This is a genomic window from sulfur-oxidizing endosymbiont of Gigantopelta aegis, from assembly GCF_016097415.1.
Taxonomy (GTDB): Bacteria; Pseudomonadota; Gammaproteobacteria; order GRL18; family GRL18; genus GRL18.
In genome coordinates, this window is sequence record NZ_JAEHGE010000001.1 from 2,011,043 (window position 1) to 2,024,564 (window position 13,522).

16 protein-coding genes are annotated in these 13,522 nt (G+C 41.0%); 15 read left to right on the forward strand and 1 reads right to left on the reverse strand.

Annotated features, from left to right (window positions below):
- The first annotated feature begins 45 nt into the window (after window positions 1-45).
- The 5 genes from fliG to JEU79_RS10025 are packed head-to-tail and all read left to right on the forward strand — an operon-like array spanning window position 46 to window position 3,882.
- On the forward strand, window positions 46-1,080 hold the full coding sequence (fliG, locus tag JEU79_RS10005; protein ID WP_198264001.1) for a flagellar motor switch protein FliG: 1,035 nt from the start codon (window positions 46-48) through the stop codon (window positions 1,078-1,080).
- Window positions 1,073-1,879 carry a flagellar assembly protein FliH gene (locus JEU79_RS10010; protein WP_198264002.1) on the forward strand — a complete coding sequence of 269 codons (807 nt, stop codon included), beginning with the start codon at window positions 1,073-1,075 and terminating at the stop codon, window positions 1,877-1,879. Before fliG ends, JEU79_RS10010 begins: the two co-directional genes overlap by 8 nt.
- 40 nt (window positions 1,880-1,919) lie before the next feature.
- Window positions 1,920-3,401 (forward strand): flagellar protein export ATPase FliI, encoded by a 1,482-nt coding sequence (fliI, locus tag JEU79_RS10015; protein WP_198264003.1) that lies wholly within the window; start codon window positions 1,920-1,922, stop codon window positions 3,399-3,401.
- Between the two features lie 6 nt (window positions 3,402-3,407).
- Window positions 3,408-3,698 carry a flagellar export protein FliJ gene (locus tag JEU79_RS10020; protein WP_198264004.1) on the forward strand — a complete coding sequence of 97 codons (291 nt, stop codon included), beginning with the start codon at window positions 3,408-3,410 and terminating at the stop codon, window positions 3,696-3,698.
- Window positions 3,691-3,882, forward strand: coding sequence for a flagellar export protein FliJ (locus JEU79_RS10025; protein WP_198264005.1), 192 nt, complete (start codon window positions 3,691-3,693; stop codon window positions 3,880-3,882). The genes JEU79_RS10020 and JEU79_RS10025 overlap by 8 nt, the downstream gene beginning before the upstream one ends.
- Window positions 3,883-3,957: 75 nt before the next feature.
- On the opposite strand, the gene JEU79_RS10030 is transcribed toward JEU79_RS10025, so the two are convergent.
- On the reverse strand, window positions 3,958-4,479 hold the full coding sequence (locus tag JEU79_RS10030; protein WP_198264006.1) for a hypothetical protein: 522 nt from the start codon (window positions 4,477-4,479) through the stop codon (window positions 3,958-3,960).
- A gap of 142 nt (window positions 4,480-4,621) precedes the next feature.
- On the opposite strand from JEU79_RS10030, the gene JEU79_RS10035 reads away from it, so the two are divergent.
- The 10 genes from JEU79_RS10035 to hemH all read left to right on the forward strand — a co-directional run bounded on the left by JEU79_RS10035 (window position 4,622) and on the right by hemH (window position 13,496).
- A complete protein-coding gene (locus tag JEU79_RS10035; protein WP_198264007.1) occupies window positions 4,622-5,332 on the forward strand; it encodes a response regulator in 711 nt (236 codons plus the stop codon).
- Complete coding sequence (locus tag JEU79_RS10040) at window positions 5,332-6,642, forward strand: ATP-binding protein (protein WP_198264008.1); 1,311 nt, start codon at window positions 5,332-5,334, stop codon at window positions 6,640-6,642. Before JEU79_RS10035 ends, JEU79_RS10040 begins: the two co-directional genes overlap by 1 nt.
- Before the next feature lie 186 nt (window positions 6,643-6,828).
- Entirely contained in the window at window positions 6,829-8,403 is a 1,575-nt protein-coding gene (locus tag JEU79_RS10045; protein ID WP_198264009.1) for a flagellar hook-length control protein FliK, read from the forward strand.
- 12 nt (window positions 8,404-8,415) lie between these two features.
- Window positions 8,416-9,279, forward strand: a complete 864-nt coding sequence (locus tag JEU79_RS10050; protein WP_198264010.1) for a flagellin N-terminal helical domain-containing protein — start codon at window positions 8,416-8,418, stop codon at window positions 9,277-9,279.
- A 25-nt stretch (window positions 9,280-9,304) separates the two neighbouring features.
- The gene (locus tag JEU79_RS10055; protein WP_198264011.1) at window positions 9,305-9,865 is read left to right on the forward strand and encodes a hypothetical protein; all 561 of its coding nucleotides are present in this window, start codon (window positions 9,305-9,307) and stop codon (window positions 9,863-9,865) included.
- Between the two features lie 206 nt (window positions 9,866-10,071).
- A complete protein-coding gene (locus tag JEU79_RS10060) occupies window positions 10,072-10,698 on the forward strand; it encodes a hypothetical protein (RefSeq protein WP_198264012.1) in 627 nt (208 codons plus the stop codon).
- A gap of 46 nt (window positions 10,699-10,744) precedes the next feature.
- The gene (locus tag JEU79_RS10065) at window positions 10,745-11,482 is read left to right on the forward strand and encodes an oxygen-binding di-iron domain-containing protein (protein WP_198264013.1); all 738 of its coding nucleotides are present in this window, start codon (window positions 10,745-10,747) and stop codon (window positions 11,480-11,482) included.
- A 143-nt stretch (window positions 11,483-11,625) separates the two neighbouring features.
- Complete coding sequence (locus tag JEU79_RS10070; RefSeq protein ID WP_198265949.1) at window positions 11,626-11,934, forward strand: BolA/IbaG family iron-sulfur metabolism protein; 309 nt, start codon at window positions 11,626-11,628, stop codon at window positions 11,932-11,934.
- Window positions 11,935-12,015: 81 nt separating this feature from the next.
- A complete protein-coding gene (trxA, locus tag JEU79_RS10075) occupies window positions 12,016-12,396 on the forward strand; it encodes a thioredoxin (protein WP_198264014.1) in 381 nt (126 codons plus the stop codon).
- Entirely contained in the window at window positions 12,396-13,496 is a 1,101-nt protein-coding gene (gene hemH, locus JEU79_RS10080) for a ferrochelatase (protein ID WP_198264015.1), read from the forward strand. Before trxA ends, hemH begins: the two co-directional genes overlap by 1 nt.
- Window positions 13,497-13,522: the final 26 nt, after the last annotated feature.

Below are 13,522 nucleotides of genomic sequence, written 5' to 3' on the forward strand. Positions count from 1 at the left end.
TACACGACCAATTTAACTCATAATTGTAATAAAAGAGAAGTAAGCATGGCGGATGAAGATAAAAAACAAGCGGGAGGGGCTGGTGGGGGACTAGACGGTATCCAGCAAGCCGCTGTTTTTCTTATGTCAGTAGGCGAAGAAGAAGCTTCAGGTATACTGAAACATCTAGGCCCTAAAGAAGTGCAAAGTCTTGGTGAAGCCATGGCCACCATGAGTAATGTTGACAAAGGTAAAGCCAAAGATGTGCTAGCAAATTTTAATACCATTGTGGGTGGCCAAACAGCCTTAGGCATGGGCTCAGAAGATTATCTTCGTAACGTCTTAAATAAGGCGCTTGGAAAAGATAAGGCTGGTGGGGTCATTGACCGTATTCTTCTTGGCCGTCAGTCAAAAGGTCTGGAAGCTCTTAAGTGGATGGAACCACGTTCTATTGCCGAAGTCATTCGTTTAGAACATCCACAAATTATTGCCATTGTTTTATCTTATCTCGAAGCCGATCAAGCTGGTTTAGTGCTATCTAATTTACCCGAAAATACCCGCGCTGATATCATGATGCGTATTGCCAGTCTGGATGCCATTCAGCCTGCAGCTTTGTTTGAGCTGGATGAAATTTTAGAAAAACAATTCGCCGGTCAGGAAAGTAGTATCCGTTCATCCAGTGTGGGCGGCATTAAAACCGCAGCCGACATTCTTAACTTTGTTGATGGCACATCAGAAGCTGCCATTATGGAAGGCATCAAAAATGTCGATGAAGATTTGGGGCAGGAAATTGAAGACAGTATGTTTGTTTTTGACAATTTGTCCGGTGTCGATGACCGAGGTATTCAGGCACTCCTAAGAGAAGTTTCCTCTGATATCTTAATTGTTGCTCTCAAAGGTGCCGATGACGATGTGAAAGAAAAAATCCTGAAAAACATGTCTAAACGTGCGGCGGAAATGTTGCGTGATGATCTTGAAGCCAGTGGGCCGGTGAAACTCAGTGAAGTGGAAGATGCCCAGCGTGAAATTCTCAGTGTGGCACGACGTATGGCTGAGTCGGGCGATATCGCTTTGAGTGCGGGCGGCGATGAATATGTCTGATTCGGATAAGGAGACTAAGCTTAGCAAGGTCATTTCCGCTGATTCGCAAATAAAATATCAACGTTTGTTTGTGCCCAGTGGTAAAAGCAAAGCGCAAAGAGAAAAAGAGCAGTCAGGTTTAATGACTGCTCGAAAATTGGAAGCGCTGCAAAAGCAAGCTTATGACGAAAGCTTTCAACAAGGTAAAGATGAAGGCTATCAGGCTGGATTGGAAGAAGGTCGTAAAGAAGGGCTAGTCAAAGGCCAGGAAGAAGTGGCTCAAATTGTTAAACATTTTGAGCAAATGATTCAGTTTATAGCCACTCCCATCGAAGCAGTTAACGAGACCGTTGAAGAAGAGTTAGTGAGCTTAGCCATTGCGACGGCCAAGCAAATCATTCGCCGTGAGATCAGCGTTGATCCGGGACAAATTATAGCGGTTATCAAAGAAGCACTCTTCGTTCTACCTTCCAGTGCAAAAAAAATCAAAGTGTATTTACATCCTGCTGATGCAGCTATCGCCAGAGAACATTTATCAAGCACAAAAAATGACTCAGACAGCTATCAGGAAGATGAATCATGGGCTATCATTGATGAACCTAATATTACGCGTGGTGGCTGTGAAATTAAATCAGCCACCTCACAAGTGGATGCTAAAATTGAAACCCGAATCGCTGAAATTGCAGTACGTATCCTTGGTAGTGAAAGAGCGGGCAGTGAAAGAGCCGGCAATGAGCGAGAGGAAAGTGAAAGTGTTGCAAAAGATGATACGCTTGATGATGAAGTCGATGAAACGGCTGGTGTTACCAGCAAAACCTAAAATAATGCAGCTGAAACTGCATTTAATCTGTGGATAAACTATGAGTTCTGACTCGCCTCCTACTGAGAATCCTGCTAAGCAAAGGCTTGATATCCCTTTGCTATCAAATAGTGTCACACAATGGACAAAATTACTGGCAGAAGGACGTGAAAACATAGAAAACAAACCATTTACTTTGCAGGTAGAAGGTAAATTGACACGTATGGTGGGCATGACTTTGGAAGCAGAAGGTTGTGAGTCTGCTATCGGTAGTCGTTGCTTGGTTGAAGGCGTGGATAAGCAGTGTATTGAGACAGAAGTGGTTGGTTTTTCTGGCGATAAACTCTATCTAATGCCAACTGAAGGACTGCATGGCATCTTACCGAATGCTCGCGTGATTCCGACTTCAGACTCATATCGCGTACCCGTTGGCATTGAGTTATTAGGTCGGGTTATTGATGGTGCAGGGAATCCACTGGACGATAAAGGGCCATTAGAAAATACTCGACAAGCCCCACTAACGGGCAAGATTATGAACCCATTATCCAGAGAACCCATTACGACTCATCTTGATGTGGGCGTTCGTGCAATCAATGCCATGCTGACTGTAGGACGTGGTCAGCGCATGGGCTTATTTGCCGGTAGTGGTGTGGGTAAAAGTGTACTCCTGGGGATGATGACCAAATTTACCGATGCCGATGTTATCGTTGTGGGCTTGATTGGTGAACGAGGACGTGAGGTTAAAGAGTTTATTGAAAATATTCTCGGCGATGAAGGCATGGCACGTTCGGTCGTCGTTGCTGTTCCCGCTGATCAATCACCTGTCATGCGTCTTCATGGGGCACAGGTGGCCACCAGTATCGCTGAAGATTTTCGTGATCAGGGTAAACATGTTTTATTATTAATGGACTCATTGACACGTTTTGCTCAGGCACAACGTGAGATAGCACTCGCTATTGGTGAGCCGCCAGCGACAAAAGGCTATCCACCTTCTGTTTTTGCCAAGTTACCGGGTTTAGTAGAACGGGCAGGCAATGGCGTGAGTGGCGGTGGCTCGATTACGGCCTTTTATACGGTATTGACAGAAGGTGATGATCAGCAAGATCCAATTGCGGATGCCGCCCGTGCCATTCTTGACGGTCATGTGGTGTTATCAAGAGAGTTGGCTGAAAAAGGTCATTATCCCGCCATTGACATTGAAGCTTCAATTAGTCGTGTTATGACTGAAGTGGTTGATGAATCGCATATTGAATTAGCCCAGCGTTTCAAACAAATTTACTCTGTTTATCAGCAAAACCGTGATTTAATTAATGTCGGTGCCTATACTTATGGTACAGAGCCTGCCATTGATGAAGCCATTGAACTACAGCCTTCCTTAATGAGTTTTTTACAACAGGGCATGAATGAAGCAATGAGTTTTGAGGGGTGTTTACATGATCTGGAAATGGTTATGACACAGCCCACGCAATCTCAGCAAGTAATCAATACTCAGCAACCCGCTGTAACGCCAGGAATGGCGTCAGCCAATGTTTATAAGCAGTAAACCCGTATGCCAAAGTCTAAGTCCAAACGCATGAAACCTGTTAACCAGTTGGCAGAAAAAAAACAGCAGCAATCGGCTGTTGTTTACTCTGAAACAACGACACAACTCAGGGCGATGGAAAATCAATTAGAAAAACTCTATAGTTATCGAGCGGGCTATAATCAACAAATGATCGAACTCTCGCAAAGTGGTGTGGGGACTCATCGCTTACAAGATACCTTGATGTTTATGAATAATTTAAATCAAAGTATCGAAGGTCTGTCATTGCAGATCCAAGAACAAAAAAAAAGTGTGTGAGGCTAAAAAACAACTCTGGTTAGCAACGCGTAATAAAACAAAAATTTATTTAAAAGTGACTGAGAAGTATATTGTAGAAGAAAAACTCGTGCTACAAAAAAATGAGCAGAAACTGGCTGATGAATTCAACCAGTCTCTGTTTTATCGTAGAATGAGCAAAGCCGATCATAACTCCAACTCTTAAACCTAGAAACCTCAGTTGAATCGCTCGCAGTAGGTTCAACTGAGGTTTCTAGGTTAAATCCTATCTTTATGTGTTTTAACGACCGCCGCCATAACGTCGGTCACCACCACCACCACCGCCATACTGGCTATTAGAACCACCACCATATCCATATTGGTTATTGTTGCCACTGCCAGAATCGTTGCCTTGTCCATAACGATATTGATTGCCGCTACCAGAAGTATTACCTTGACCATAACGGTGTTGCTTGCCACCACCACTGCCACCATTCTGTGAGTTTTGACCGCCTCCGCCTCCACCTCCACCTCCGCCCTTGCCGCGCCCATTACCACGACCGCTTCCCATCTGATCCATATTGCGTTTGCCACTGGCACCCATATTGGCGAAGCGAGAATCACGCTCAGATTGATCCATACTTCCCATACGGCTTTGGCGTTCTGAACGATAAGCGTCTTTAGCGCTATTATCCATGCTTCTCACCTGATCTCTCATGCCAAATAAATCATCGTTTGAATAGCTGCTGAAATCTTCGCTATAACTTAAACTGGAAAAAGTCATGGCAGTCATGAGCATCATGCCTGATAAATTGCTTTTCATAATATTATCCTCTTGTTTTGTTGTCTGTGAATGAGTTAATGATAAAAAATGAATGTTGTCATAAAATTTCAAAATGACACTAAATTGTTTCAAAATGTTTCACATCAAGTTCAGTTTGAAGTACAGATGCTATAATTAAGTTATGAATACACAGCAAATTAAAATTTTAATTATTGATGATGATCCGAAACTGGGCGATTTATTGGCGCGTTATTTAAGTGAACAGCAAATATCTGCCCAAGTTGTTTATGATGGTAAACAAATGGATGATGTGCTGGCTGTTGATAGTTTTGACCTCATCATTCTTGATATTATGTTGCCAGGTGAGGATGGTTTAAGCATTGCCCGGCGTTTGCGAAAAGATTCATCTATACCCATTATAATCCTTTCTGCCCGAGGTGAAGATGTAGAAAAAATTATTGGCCTAGAAGTAGGGGCGGATGATTATTTGGCCAAGCCTTTTAACCCAAGAGAATTACTGGCCAGAATACGGGCTGTGTTAAGGCGGCCGGTAGAAAATGCTTCAATACCTGAAAAAATAAACAAGTCAATTCGACCTTTTGGCCCGTTTAAGTTGAATTTAAACAATCATGTTTTATTGGAGTCCAATAAGCCCGTCGAACTGACCAGTGGTGAATATGATTTACTTGAGGCTTTTGTAAAAAATGCCAATCAGGTATTGAGTCGTGATCAACTGATTGATCACTTAAAAGGTTATGAACGCTCTCCCTTTGACCGTAGCATTGATGTGCGCGTCACTCGATTAAGAAAAAAATTAGGTAATAATGATTACATTCGTACCATACGAGGCATTGGCTATATGTTTATTACTGATCCCCTGGCTGATCAGTAATGCGTAAACCCAGTTCTTTATATTTCAGAACCAGTTTGACGATTTTCGTTGCACTGTTTATTTTCCTTGCCTTTGCTGCTGTCGTTGTTTATCAGAATCTCATGCAGCCTATTGCTCGTCAAGCAGCAGGTGACATGGCAGCATTGATGGTATTGTCATCACAAACATGGGTAGAATTATCACCTGAAGCACGCTCGCGGTTTACGATTGAATTAAAAAGTTATCATCATATTCTTATTACAGACCAGCAAAAAAATCTGAGTCCTATCGTCCATCGACATCCATTTTTACATTTTTTAAAAGAAGCTTTGGAAAAACGTCTGCAACAAAACATCGTATTATTAGAAGATGATAAAAATGTCTGGCTTGATATTCGTCTCTCTGAACAGGTTGTGCGTATTGGTTTTCCTTACAAGCATATCGGTCCCAATCCACCTATTGTTATCTTTTTATTGCTATTCGGAGCGGCAACGCTCATTTTTCTCACCAGTAGCTTTTTAGTCAGACGTTTAATTAAACCTTTAGAAAAATTATCTCAGGCTACCATGCAGATGGGAACCGGCAGTAAAGTCCCGCCATTGGATGAATCCGGTGCAAAGGAATTATGCCAGTTGACCCGCAGTTTTAATCAAATGAATCAACGAGTACAGCAATTACTGGATAATCGTAATACCTTACTCGCGGGTATTTCACATGACTTACGTACGCCAATTGCTCGAATACATTTAGGCTTAGAGCTATTAGACAAGCAAAATGATCAAGCCTTGATTGATGATATTCGTGCCGATCTGGATGAAATGAATCACTTAATCGGGCAAACGCTGGAGTTAGCTATCAGTCGTGAAAAAGCGTTGGATAATCTGAAACGTGTTGAAATTAATGAACTCATAGCACAAGAAGTCGATAAGTTTCATCATCAATATGCGTTAATAGAATGGCAAGCATCAACAGCTTGTTATGCTCTCATCTCCCAAACTGCCCTACAGCGTATTATTCAAAACTTGCTACAAAATGCAATTCGTTATGGCGATAATACAAAAATTAAAGTCACCCTTAGCTCATCTGCTGAAAAAATTGTTTTATGTGTTTGTGATCAGGGGCCGGGTATTCCTGATGAATATAAAAATAAAATTTTTGAACCTTTTTTCCGTCTGGAAAAATCACGCAATGTTAGTACTGGCGGTACAGGCTTAGGATTGGCCATCGTCAGTCAGTTGTGTGAGCTTTATGGTTGGACTATTGAATTAAAAAATAATCCTCATAAAGGTAGTACTTTCTGCCTAAATATTCCTATTCCCTCTTCTCTTTAGCAGCCTTTTTTATCCTTAGCATCCTCAAAAAAATATTCCCTTAAAGTCATTTCTATAAAGTAAGTTCTCAGAACACTCTCTAATTCTTTAATTAATAAGAATTTTTTAAAATTAAAAAGTTGGTACGGGAGTTGCATTCTCATACAGTAAGAGCATAAAAAGTTAATTTATTGACGAATTGAGAAAATGAATACAGCAAACTTATTAAATATCAAAGCAACGGCTAATAATAGCGCTAATGCCTTAACTGGGCAGGTGCTAGCAATGGTTTCGGCAGATAAAAATGATGGCATTGCTTTTAAATCTGAATTTAAAAATCAAATTGCAAAGAAAAAAGACCTTGTCCGTGCGGAAAAAGACTTGCCACAAAACGGCAATGACTTGCCAAAGAAAAAAATGGCCAATGAAAAAGATGATAAGGATATAGTGCGTAAAAATAATAATGACGTGGCTGAAAAAGCAAAACCACAAGTGGCGACGGCATCTTCAAATGACAATAATGTTGAGAAAGCTAATAAGTCAGAGCAAGTTGATAAGCCTCAGCAAAGCACTAAGACTGAAGCTGAAAACAAGTCAGAACAACAAAACAATACAGGACAGGAAAATAATTCAGAACAACAAAACAATACAGGGCAGGAAAATAATTCAGAACAAAATGCATCGATAGCCAAGCAAGAAAATCTGGAATCAGACAAGCAAATTAATAATCGTATTGAAGACAGTGACTCTGTTGAAATACCAGCCTTAGTCATCAGTGAATTTGGTGGGGATGCTACTGAAACGAATGTTTTAGCATTGCAACAACAAACAACAGGACTAAGTCCATTAACTCAGCCTTCTTTACTTGCTGCTGAGGTTTCAAATACCTTGGGCAATGCAAGTGGCATAGCTCAAGCGACTGGCTTAGATAAGAAACCCACCATAGACGCCACTAAAGTACCATTTTCTCTGGCTCAGGTGCCATCCAATAGTGCCAACTCATCTACTATCAGCACGTCTGGTGAAGGAAAAAATGAATCAGCACTGAGTAAAAGTGTGGCTGATTTTCAGCAGTACATTGATATGTCGAAGAAAATATCCATGTCAGGTGAGGCTATCGCCAGTGTCAAATCATTTGAAAATAATATGAAAAATGCGCAAGCAAGCGCACAGATTAATGCTCAGTTTTTAGCCAGTGATCTTAAAGCGACAACTGCACAAACAAGCACTCAGACTGCTCCGGTGAGTGGTGTTTTAGCACTGGACAAAATGACTGCTTCGCTGCATAGCGCATCACAATCTTTAACAAAAACGACCCCGTCATTGGATGTCAAAACTGGGGTTGGCAAGTCAGGCTGGAATCAGAGTTTTTCCAATCAAATTCTCGTCATGGCAAATAATGGCATACAACATGCAAAAATAAAATTAAATCCTTTAAGTCTTGGTCCGGTTGAAGCAATGGTCAGACTTTCGGGTGAAACGGCGGTAGTGAATTTATCGGCGGTTAATTTAACCACCAAAGATGCTCTGGAAAATGCTTTACCGCGTTTAAAAGAAATGCTGAATGAGAATGGATTTTCACAAGTTGATGTGAATGTATCTCATCAGGATAAAAAACAACAGCAGGAAGCTGCTTTAGATTCAAAAACAGGTTCTAACAATGAGCATGGTAATTCCACTATGCCAGGTGACGAGCAATTATCAGATGATGATCCAGATTCTGAGGCCAATATAACGGCTTTAGATGAAAATGGTCTCAAGATTGTTGATTACTATGCTTAAAGGAGAATAACAATGGCACAAGTAATAAATACGAATATCTATTCATTAAATGCGCAGAGAAATCTGAACAATACTTCGACGCAATTGGCTACCGCATTACAGCGACTATCGTCGGGTTTGCGTATTAATAGCGCCAAAGATGATGCTGCAGGTCTTGCTATTGCATCGCGTTTTACCGCTCAGATTAGAGGTTATAATCAGGGTGTCAGAAATGCGGCAGATGCAATTTCGCTTGCTCAGACCGCTGAGGGTGCTTATGATGAATTAAGTAATAATTTACAACGTATTCGTGAGTTAGCGGTTCAGGCTGCTAATGCGACGAATAGTTCAACCGATAGACAAGCAATTCAGACAGAAATCTCTGATCTAAAAGCTGAAATTAATCGTGTGACCTTTACACAGTTTAATGGTGTTGAAGTCATTTGTGCTGATGCGGGGTCATTTTATTTTCAGGTTGGACCCAATGGTGTTGCCTCCATTGATGGTATTACGATTAATACCGTTAATGTGCGAGCGAATAATGGCTTTTTAGCAATGCAGGGTACATCAGCAACTGTTTACACCGCTAATGCGGGGGCGGTGGCCAATACGGGAGCAGCACTCAGTTTAATTGGTCGAGTGGATAACCTATTACAAGTTATCAATACTCAACGGGCGATTCTAGGTGCGACACAAAATCGTTTTGAATCGGTTATCCGAAATGGTGAAAACATCGCTGAACAGTTATCAGCTTCACGTTCACGCATTCAGGATGCTGATTTTGCTAAGGAAACAGCGGCTCTAACTAAGGCTCAGATCTTGCAGCAGGCGGGTACGACAGTACTGTCTCAAGCAAATGCAGTACCGCAGAGTGTTCTATCGCTACTACAGGGTTAAATAGTTCTTTAGTGAGGCAGGCATAATGACTGAAGTTCTTCAAAACGCACTTGCCGGTCGTCATTCGGTTGATGAAACATCAAATCATACCAGTGACAGAGGGCAAAATGGCGTTCGAGATAGGCAAGCGTTAAATGAGGGAACTCAGGATTCGATTCTGGGTACGGTTAATATTTCATTTAATGCACAAATGCGTCTGCAAGCTTATCAAGAACAAAAGAATCAGCTTGTTATGGGTGATGTGCAGCCGTTGAGTAAGGAACCGCTTCAAGCATTAGAACAAAAGCCTTCACAATTATTAAATAAACCATTGGCAAGTGAGCTTTCAAGCAAAATTACCAACATGTTAACGGAAGTTGAAAATAATATTGTGCAATCATCTGAACCTGGTTATCGCTACTTGGTCAATATGCTGAACAATTATGGAACCAAGCTAGAAGATCCTGGCCAACTGCAGGAAGTGATGCGTAAAGAAGAATTTTACCTGAATCGGCGCAAGGCCTTTATGGATAGTTCAGAGTATCAAAGTTATAGTCAGGTGCTGAATCAATTTTCCAATATTATTGGGCGGCAACAATATGCCTAATATGCACGTTTATAATACTCTTTCTTAAAATCGATAAAATCATTTTCCTAGGCAAATCACCCTATTTACAAGCATATTCGCTATTTTTGTCCTATACCTTTAATTGTATTCCTGAATTTAAGAAATACTGCACATTTATATTAAAGCTTTTTTGCTTTTAGCCGAATCATTATTTATACGCTTTTATTTTTATTTGGGAAAGAATCATGTCGATAAATAACAAGTCAATGGATGCCAGTGCCAGGCAATTTTTAGCCGTTGCTTCTGTTCAGGCAGAATTGTTTGCCGTTAAACAGATATCCAAACGCATTTCACTCAGTGCCAAAAATGCCAAAGCCATTGCTGCCCGTGCGGGTAGTCAGGCGATGGGGTTTCATCCGATTACTGATTTCATTGATGATGTGGCAATTAATATTACCCAACTAGTCGAAAAAATTAATGCTGAAGCCTTAAAATTATCCAGTTTCGCCATTTCTAATCGCAATCGCAGTAAGACTATCGAGCAAATGATGGCAGCCAGAGAAGATATGCTGAAATATGCGGATCATAATGGCATTAAAAAGCGCTTAGATGAATTAGAAAAAATGAAAAAACAATTTCTAATTGATTATGGTCGGAAAAATGGGGATCTTTTAGAGCTTTTAGCTGAAATTAGAAATCAATTACAGGCCGCTGAAATGATTTGTACGACTTCACGTACCGAAGCAACCAGGGCCGGGGATTTTCAATCAAATTTAGAAGTAGTGGCCGATGAAGTGTCCATTGCCGTTAATAATATTAAAGATACCTTACAAAGTAGTAAGTACCATTTATCGCAATTGTCATTACGCTAACAAGCGTGACATTAAGTAATAATTAAATTGATTAGAGAACAGAATAATGATTACACAAACAATATATGATGGCAGTTATCAATGGATTATCATGGGTAGGGATCCGGACAAACCAGGGAAAATAATTGATACCAACCAATATATTATTAAAGATGGTAATAGGACACTATTACTTGATCCCGGTGGTATGGAGATTTTTTCATCGGTACTGGCTGCGACATTGAGTGTTTCAAAATTGGAAAATATTACCGATATTTTTGCTTCTCATCAGGATCCAGACATTATTTCTTCCCTGGGTCTATGGCATGAGATGTTACCGGATATACGTTTACATGCATCGGTTCTTTGGGAAGGTTTTATTCGTCATTTTAGTAGTGGTGATGTGACTTACGTTCCCATTGACGATAAAGGCGGTAGTATTCGTCTGGAATCGGTCGAATTGCAATTTATTCCGGCGCATTACTTACACTCTTCTGCTAACTTTAATGTCTATGATCCGAATGCAAAAATATTGATGAGCGGTGATATTGGTGCGGCTTTGGAAGCACCGGGTTCGCCCATGTTTGTCGATGATTTTGATAGTCATAAAGAGAAAATGCGTTTTTTCCATAAACGCTGGATGCCTTCTAATGAAGCCAAGCGTGATTGGGTGCGTCGAGTGAGAGAGCTGGATATTGATATTATGGCACCGCAGCATGGTCGCATGTTCAGAGGGGATGATGTAAAGCGCTTTTTGGACTGGTTTGAAGCCTTAGATGTGGGTGTGGCGATTCATGGTGGTTAATTGAGTGGCTTATTTTTCATGAACAGTTAAAAACCTGCCTTGCAGGTTTTTTTTATGTGCCTTGAAAATAGCACGAAAAAACCCAATATTACGCTTATAACGAGTTAATAATTGAATATAAGTAATGGTTGATATACTATATGATTGTCCAGACATTAATTGAAAAAAAATTACAGCAAGCTTTTACACCGACTTATTTATTGGTTGAAAATGAAAGCCATACGCACAATGTACCAGCAGGTTCAGAAAGTCACTTTAAAGTACAAATTGTATCAGATGAATTTGATGGCCAGATGCTGATAAAACGCCATCGTGCAGTCAATAAGGTACTAGCGGAAGAATTAGCAGGCACAATTCATGCCTTGTCGATGCATACTTTTACTCAGGATGAATGGCAGCAGCGCAATGGTCAGGTACAAGAGTCACCGCCCTGTCATGGTGGTGGTAAGTAATGGTGGTGGTAAATAAAAGTGCTAGTAAGTAGAGCTGGAAAACGACAACATTTTCTAAAAAGATAAAACTGAGGAGTTATCATGGCGACAATAGAAGTAACAGCAGAAAATTTCAATGATATTATCACTAACAACGAATTTGTCATTGTTGACTTTTGGGCGCCATGGTGTGGTCCTTGTAAAGGTTTTGCACCGGTTTATGAGGAGCTTTCAGAAAAATATCCTGATCTTGTCTTTGCCAAAGTGAATACGGAAAATGAGCAGCAATTAGCCGGTGAATTTCAGATCCGCTCAATTCCAACACTGATGATTTTCCGTGAACAAATTATTCTGTTTTCACAGCCAGGTGCGCTACAAGGTGCTCAACTGGAACAGGTGATTGATCAGGCTAAAGGTCTGGATATGGAAGAAGTGAAGATGGATATTGAAAAACAACAGGCCGAGCAAGCGACAAAACAATAATGAAGTTTCATGCCGAAGCGTTTAAGCATGATCAGGCTGAAAAAATTGGTATTCTACTGGTTAATCTGGGCTCACCGGATGCCCCAGATGCCCGTTCGATCCGTCGATTTTTACGCGAGTTTTTATCGGATCAGCGGGTTATTGAGATCCCGAGAATTCTCTGGTTATTGATTCTTAATCTCTTTATCTTACCTTTTCGTCCCCGAAAGTTAGTTCCTCTCTATCAATCTATTTGGACTAAAGATGGCTCACCACTAGTTTCTATTGCTGAAAAACAGAAAGTTAAGCTGGCGGCCTTCTTTAAAGAAAAGCGCAATAAAGAAAAAAAGAGTAATGATGTCAGCTTCGCCTTGGCAATGCGTTATGGCAAACCGGATATTCGTACCGCACTGCGTCAACTGGCCAAAGACAATGCTCATAAAATTCTAATTTTACCCACCTATGCCCAGTACTCAGGTACGACAACCGCTTCAATATTCGATGCCATCAGCAATGAGTTGCAACAATGGCGTTGGATACCTGAATTACGCTTCATCAATAATTATCATGACCAAGTTGAGCATATTCAGGCACTGGCTGATTCGGTGCAAAGCTATTGGCAGCAGCACAAACAAGGTCAAAAATTGCTCATGTCATTTCATGGCTTGCCACAACGCAATTTACGCTTGGGTGACCCCTATTATTGCCAATGTCATAAAACGGCACGTTTATTAGCGAACAAATTGGGTTTAAATGATGACCAATGGCTGATCACATTCCAGTCACGTTTTGGTAAAGCGGAATGGCTCAAGCCTTATACCAGTACCTCATTGGCGTCACTGGCAAAAGAAGGGCTTGAGTCGGTCGATGTGATTTGCCCGGGCTTTGCCATTGATTGTCTGGAAACACTGGAAGAAATTGCGGTAGAAAATCGTGATGTTTTTCTTGGCGCAGGGGGTAAAAACTATCAATACATACCCGCGCTCAATGATTCCGATGTCAATATTCAGGCGATGGCGAGCTTAATCGAGCAGCACATTCAAGGCTGGCAAGTCGAGTCTGACTCAGTTGAGCTAGAAAAGAGAGAGAAGCGGCACTCAGGTCTTAGTTCTAAAAATTGAATGCGGCTTTTGGTGATGTCAATTCG

What these genes read in the sequence shown, in the direction of transcription:
- fliG (WP_198264001.1), top strand. Translation starts at nt 46, where the DNA reads ATGGCGGATGAAGATAAAAAACAAGCGGGAGGGGCTGGTGGGGGACTA.
- JEU79_RS10010 (WP_198264002.1), top strand. Translation starts at nt 1,073, where the DNA reads ATGTCTGATTCGGATAAGGAGACTAAGCTTAGCAAGGTCATTTCCGCT.
- fliI (WP_198264003.1), top strand. Translation starts at nt 1,920, where the DNA reads ATGAGTTCTGACTCGCCTCCTACTGAGAATCCTGCTAAGCAAAGGCTT.
- JEU79_RS10020 (WP_198264004.1), top strand. Translation starts at nt 3,408, where the DNA reads ATGCCAAAGTCTAAGTCCAAACGCATGAAACCTGTTAACCAGTTGGCA.
- JEU79_RS10030 (WP_198264006.1), bottom strand. Translation starts at nt 4,479, where the DNA reads ATGAAAAGCAATTTATCAGGCATGATGCTCATGACTGCCATGACTTTT.
- JEU79_RS10035 (WP_198264007.1), top strand. Translation starts at nt 4,622, where the DNA reads ATGAATACACAGCAAATTAAAATTTTAATTATTGATGATGATCCGAAA.
- JEU79_RS10040 (WP_198264008.1), top strand. Translation starts at nt 5,332, where the DNA reads ATGCGTAAACCCAGTTCTTTATATTTCAGAACCAGTTTGACGATTTTC.
- JEU79_RS10045 (WP_198264009.1), top strand. Translation starts at nt 6,829, where the DNA reads ATGAATACAGCAAACTTATTAAATATCAAAGCAACGGCTAATAATAGC.
- JEU79_RS10050 (WP_198264010.1), top strand. Translation starts at nt 8,416, where the DNA reads ATGGCACAAGTAATAAATACGAATATCTATTCATTAAATGCGCAGAGA.
- JEU79_RS10055 (WP_198264011.1), top strand. Translation starts at nt 9,305, where the DNA reads ATGACTGAAGTTCTTCAAAACGCACTTGCCGGTCGTCATTCGGTTGAT.
- JEU79_RS10060 (WP_198264012.1), top strand. Translation starts at nt 10,072, where the DNA reads ATGTCGATAAATAACAAGTCAATGGATGCCAGTGCCAGGCAATTTTTA.
- JEU79_RS10065 (WP_198264013.1), top strand. Translation starts at nt 10,745, where the DNA reads ATGATTACACAAACAATATATGATGGCAGTTATCAATGGATTATCATG.
- trxA (WP_198264014.1), top strand. Translation starts at nt 12,016, where the DNA reads ATGGCGACAATAGAAGTAACAGCAGAAAATTTCAATGATATTATCACT.
- hemH (WP_198264015.1), top strand. Translation starts at nt 12,396, where the DNA reads ATGAAGTTTCATGCCGAAGCGTTTAAGCATGATCAGGCTGAAAAAATT.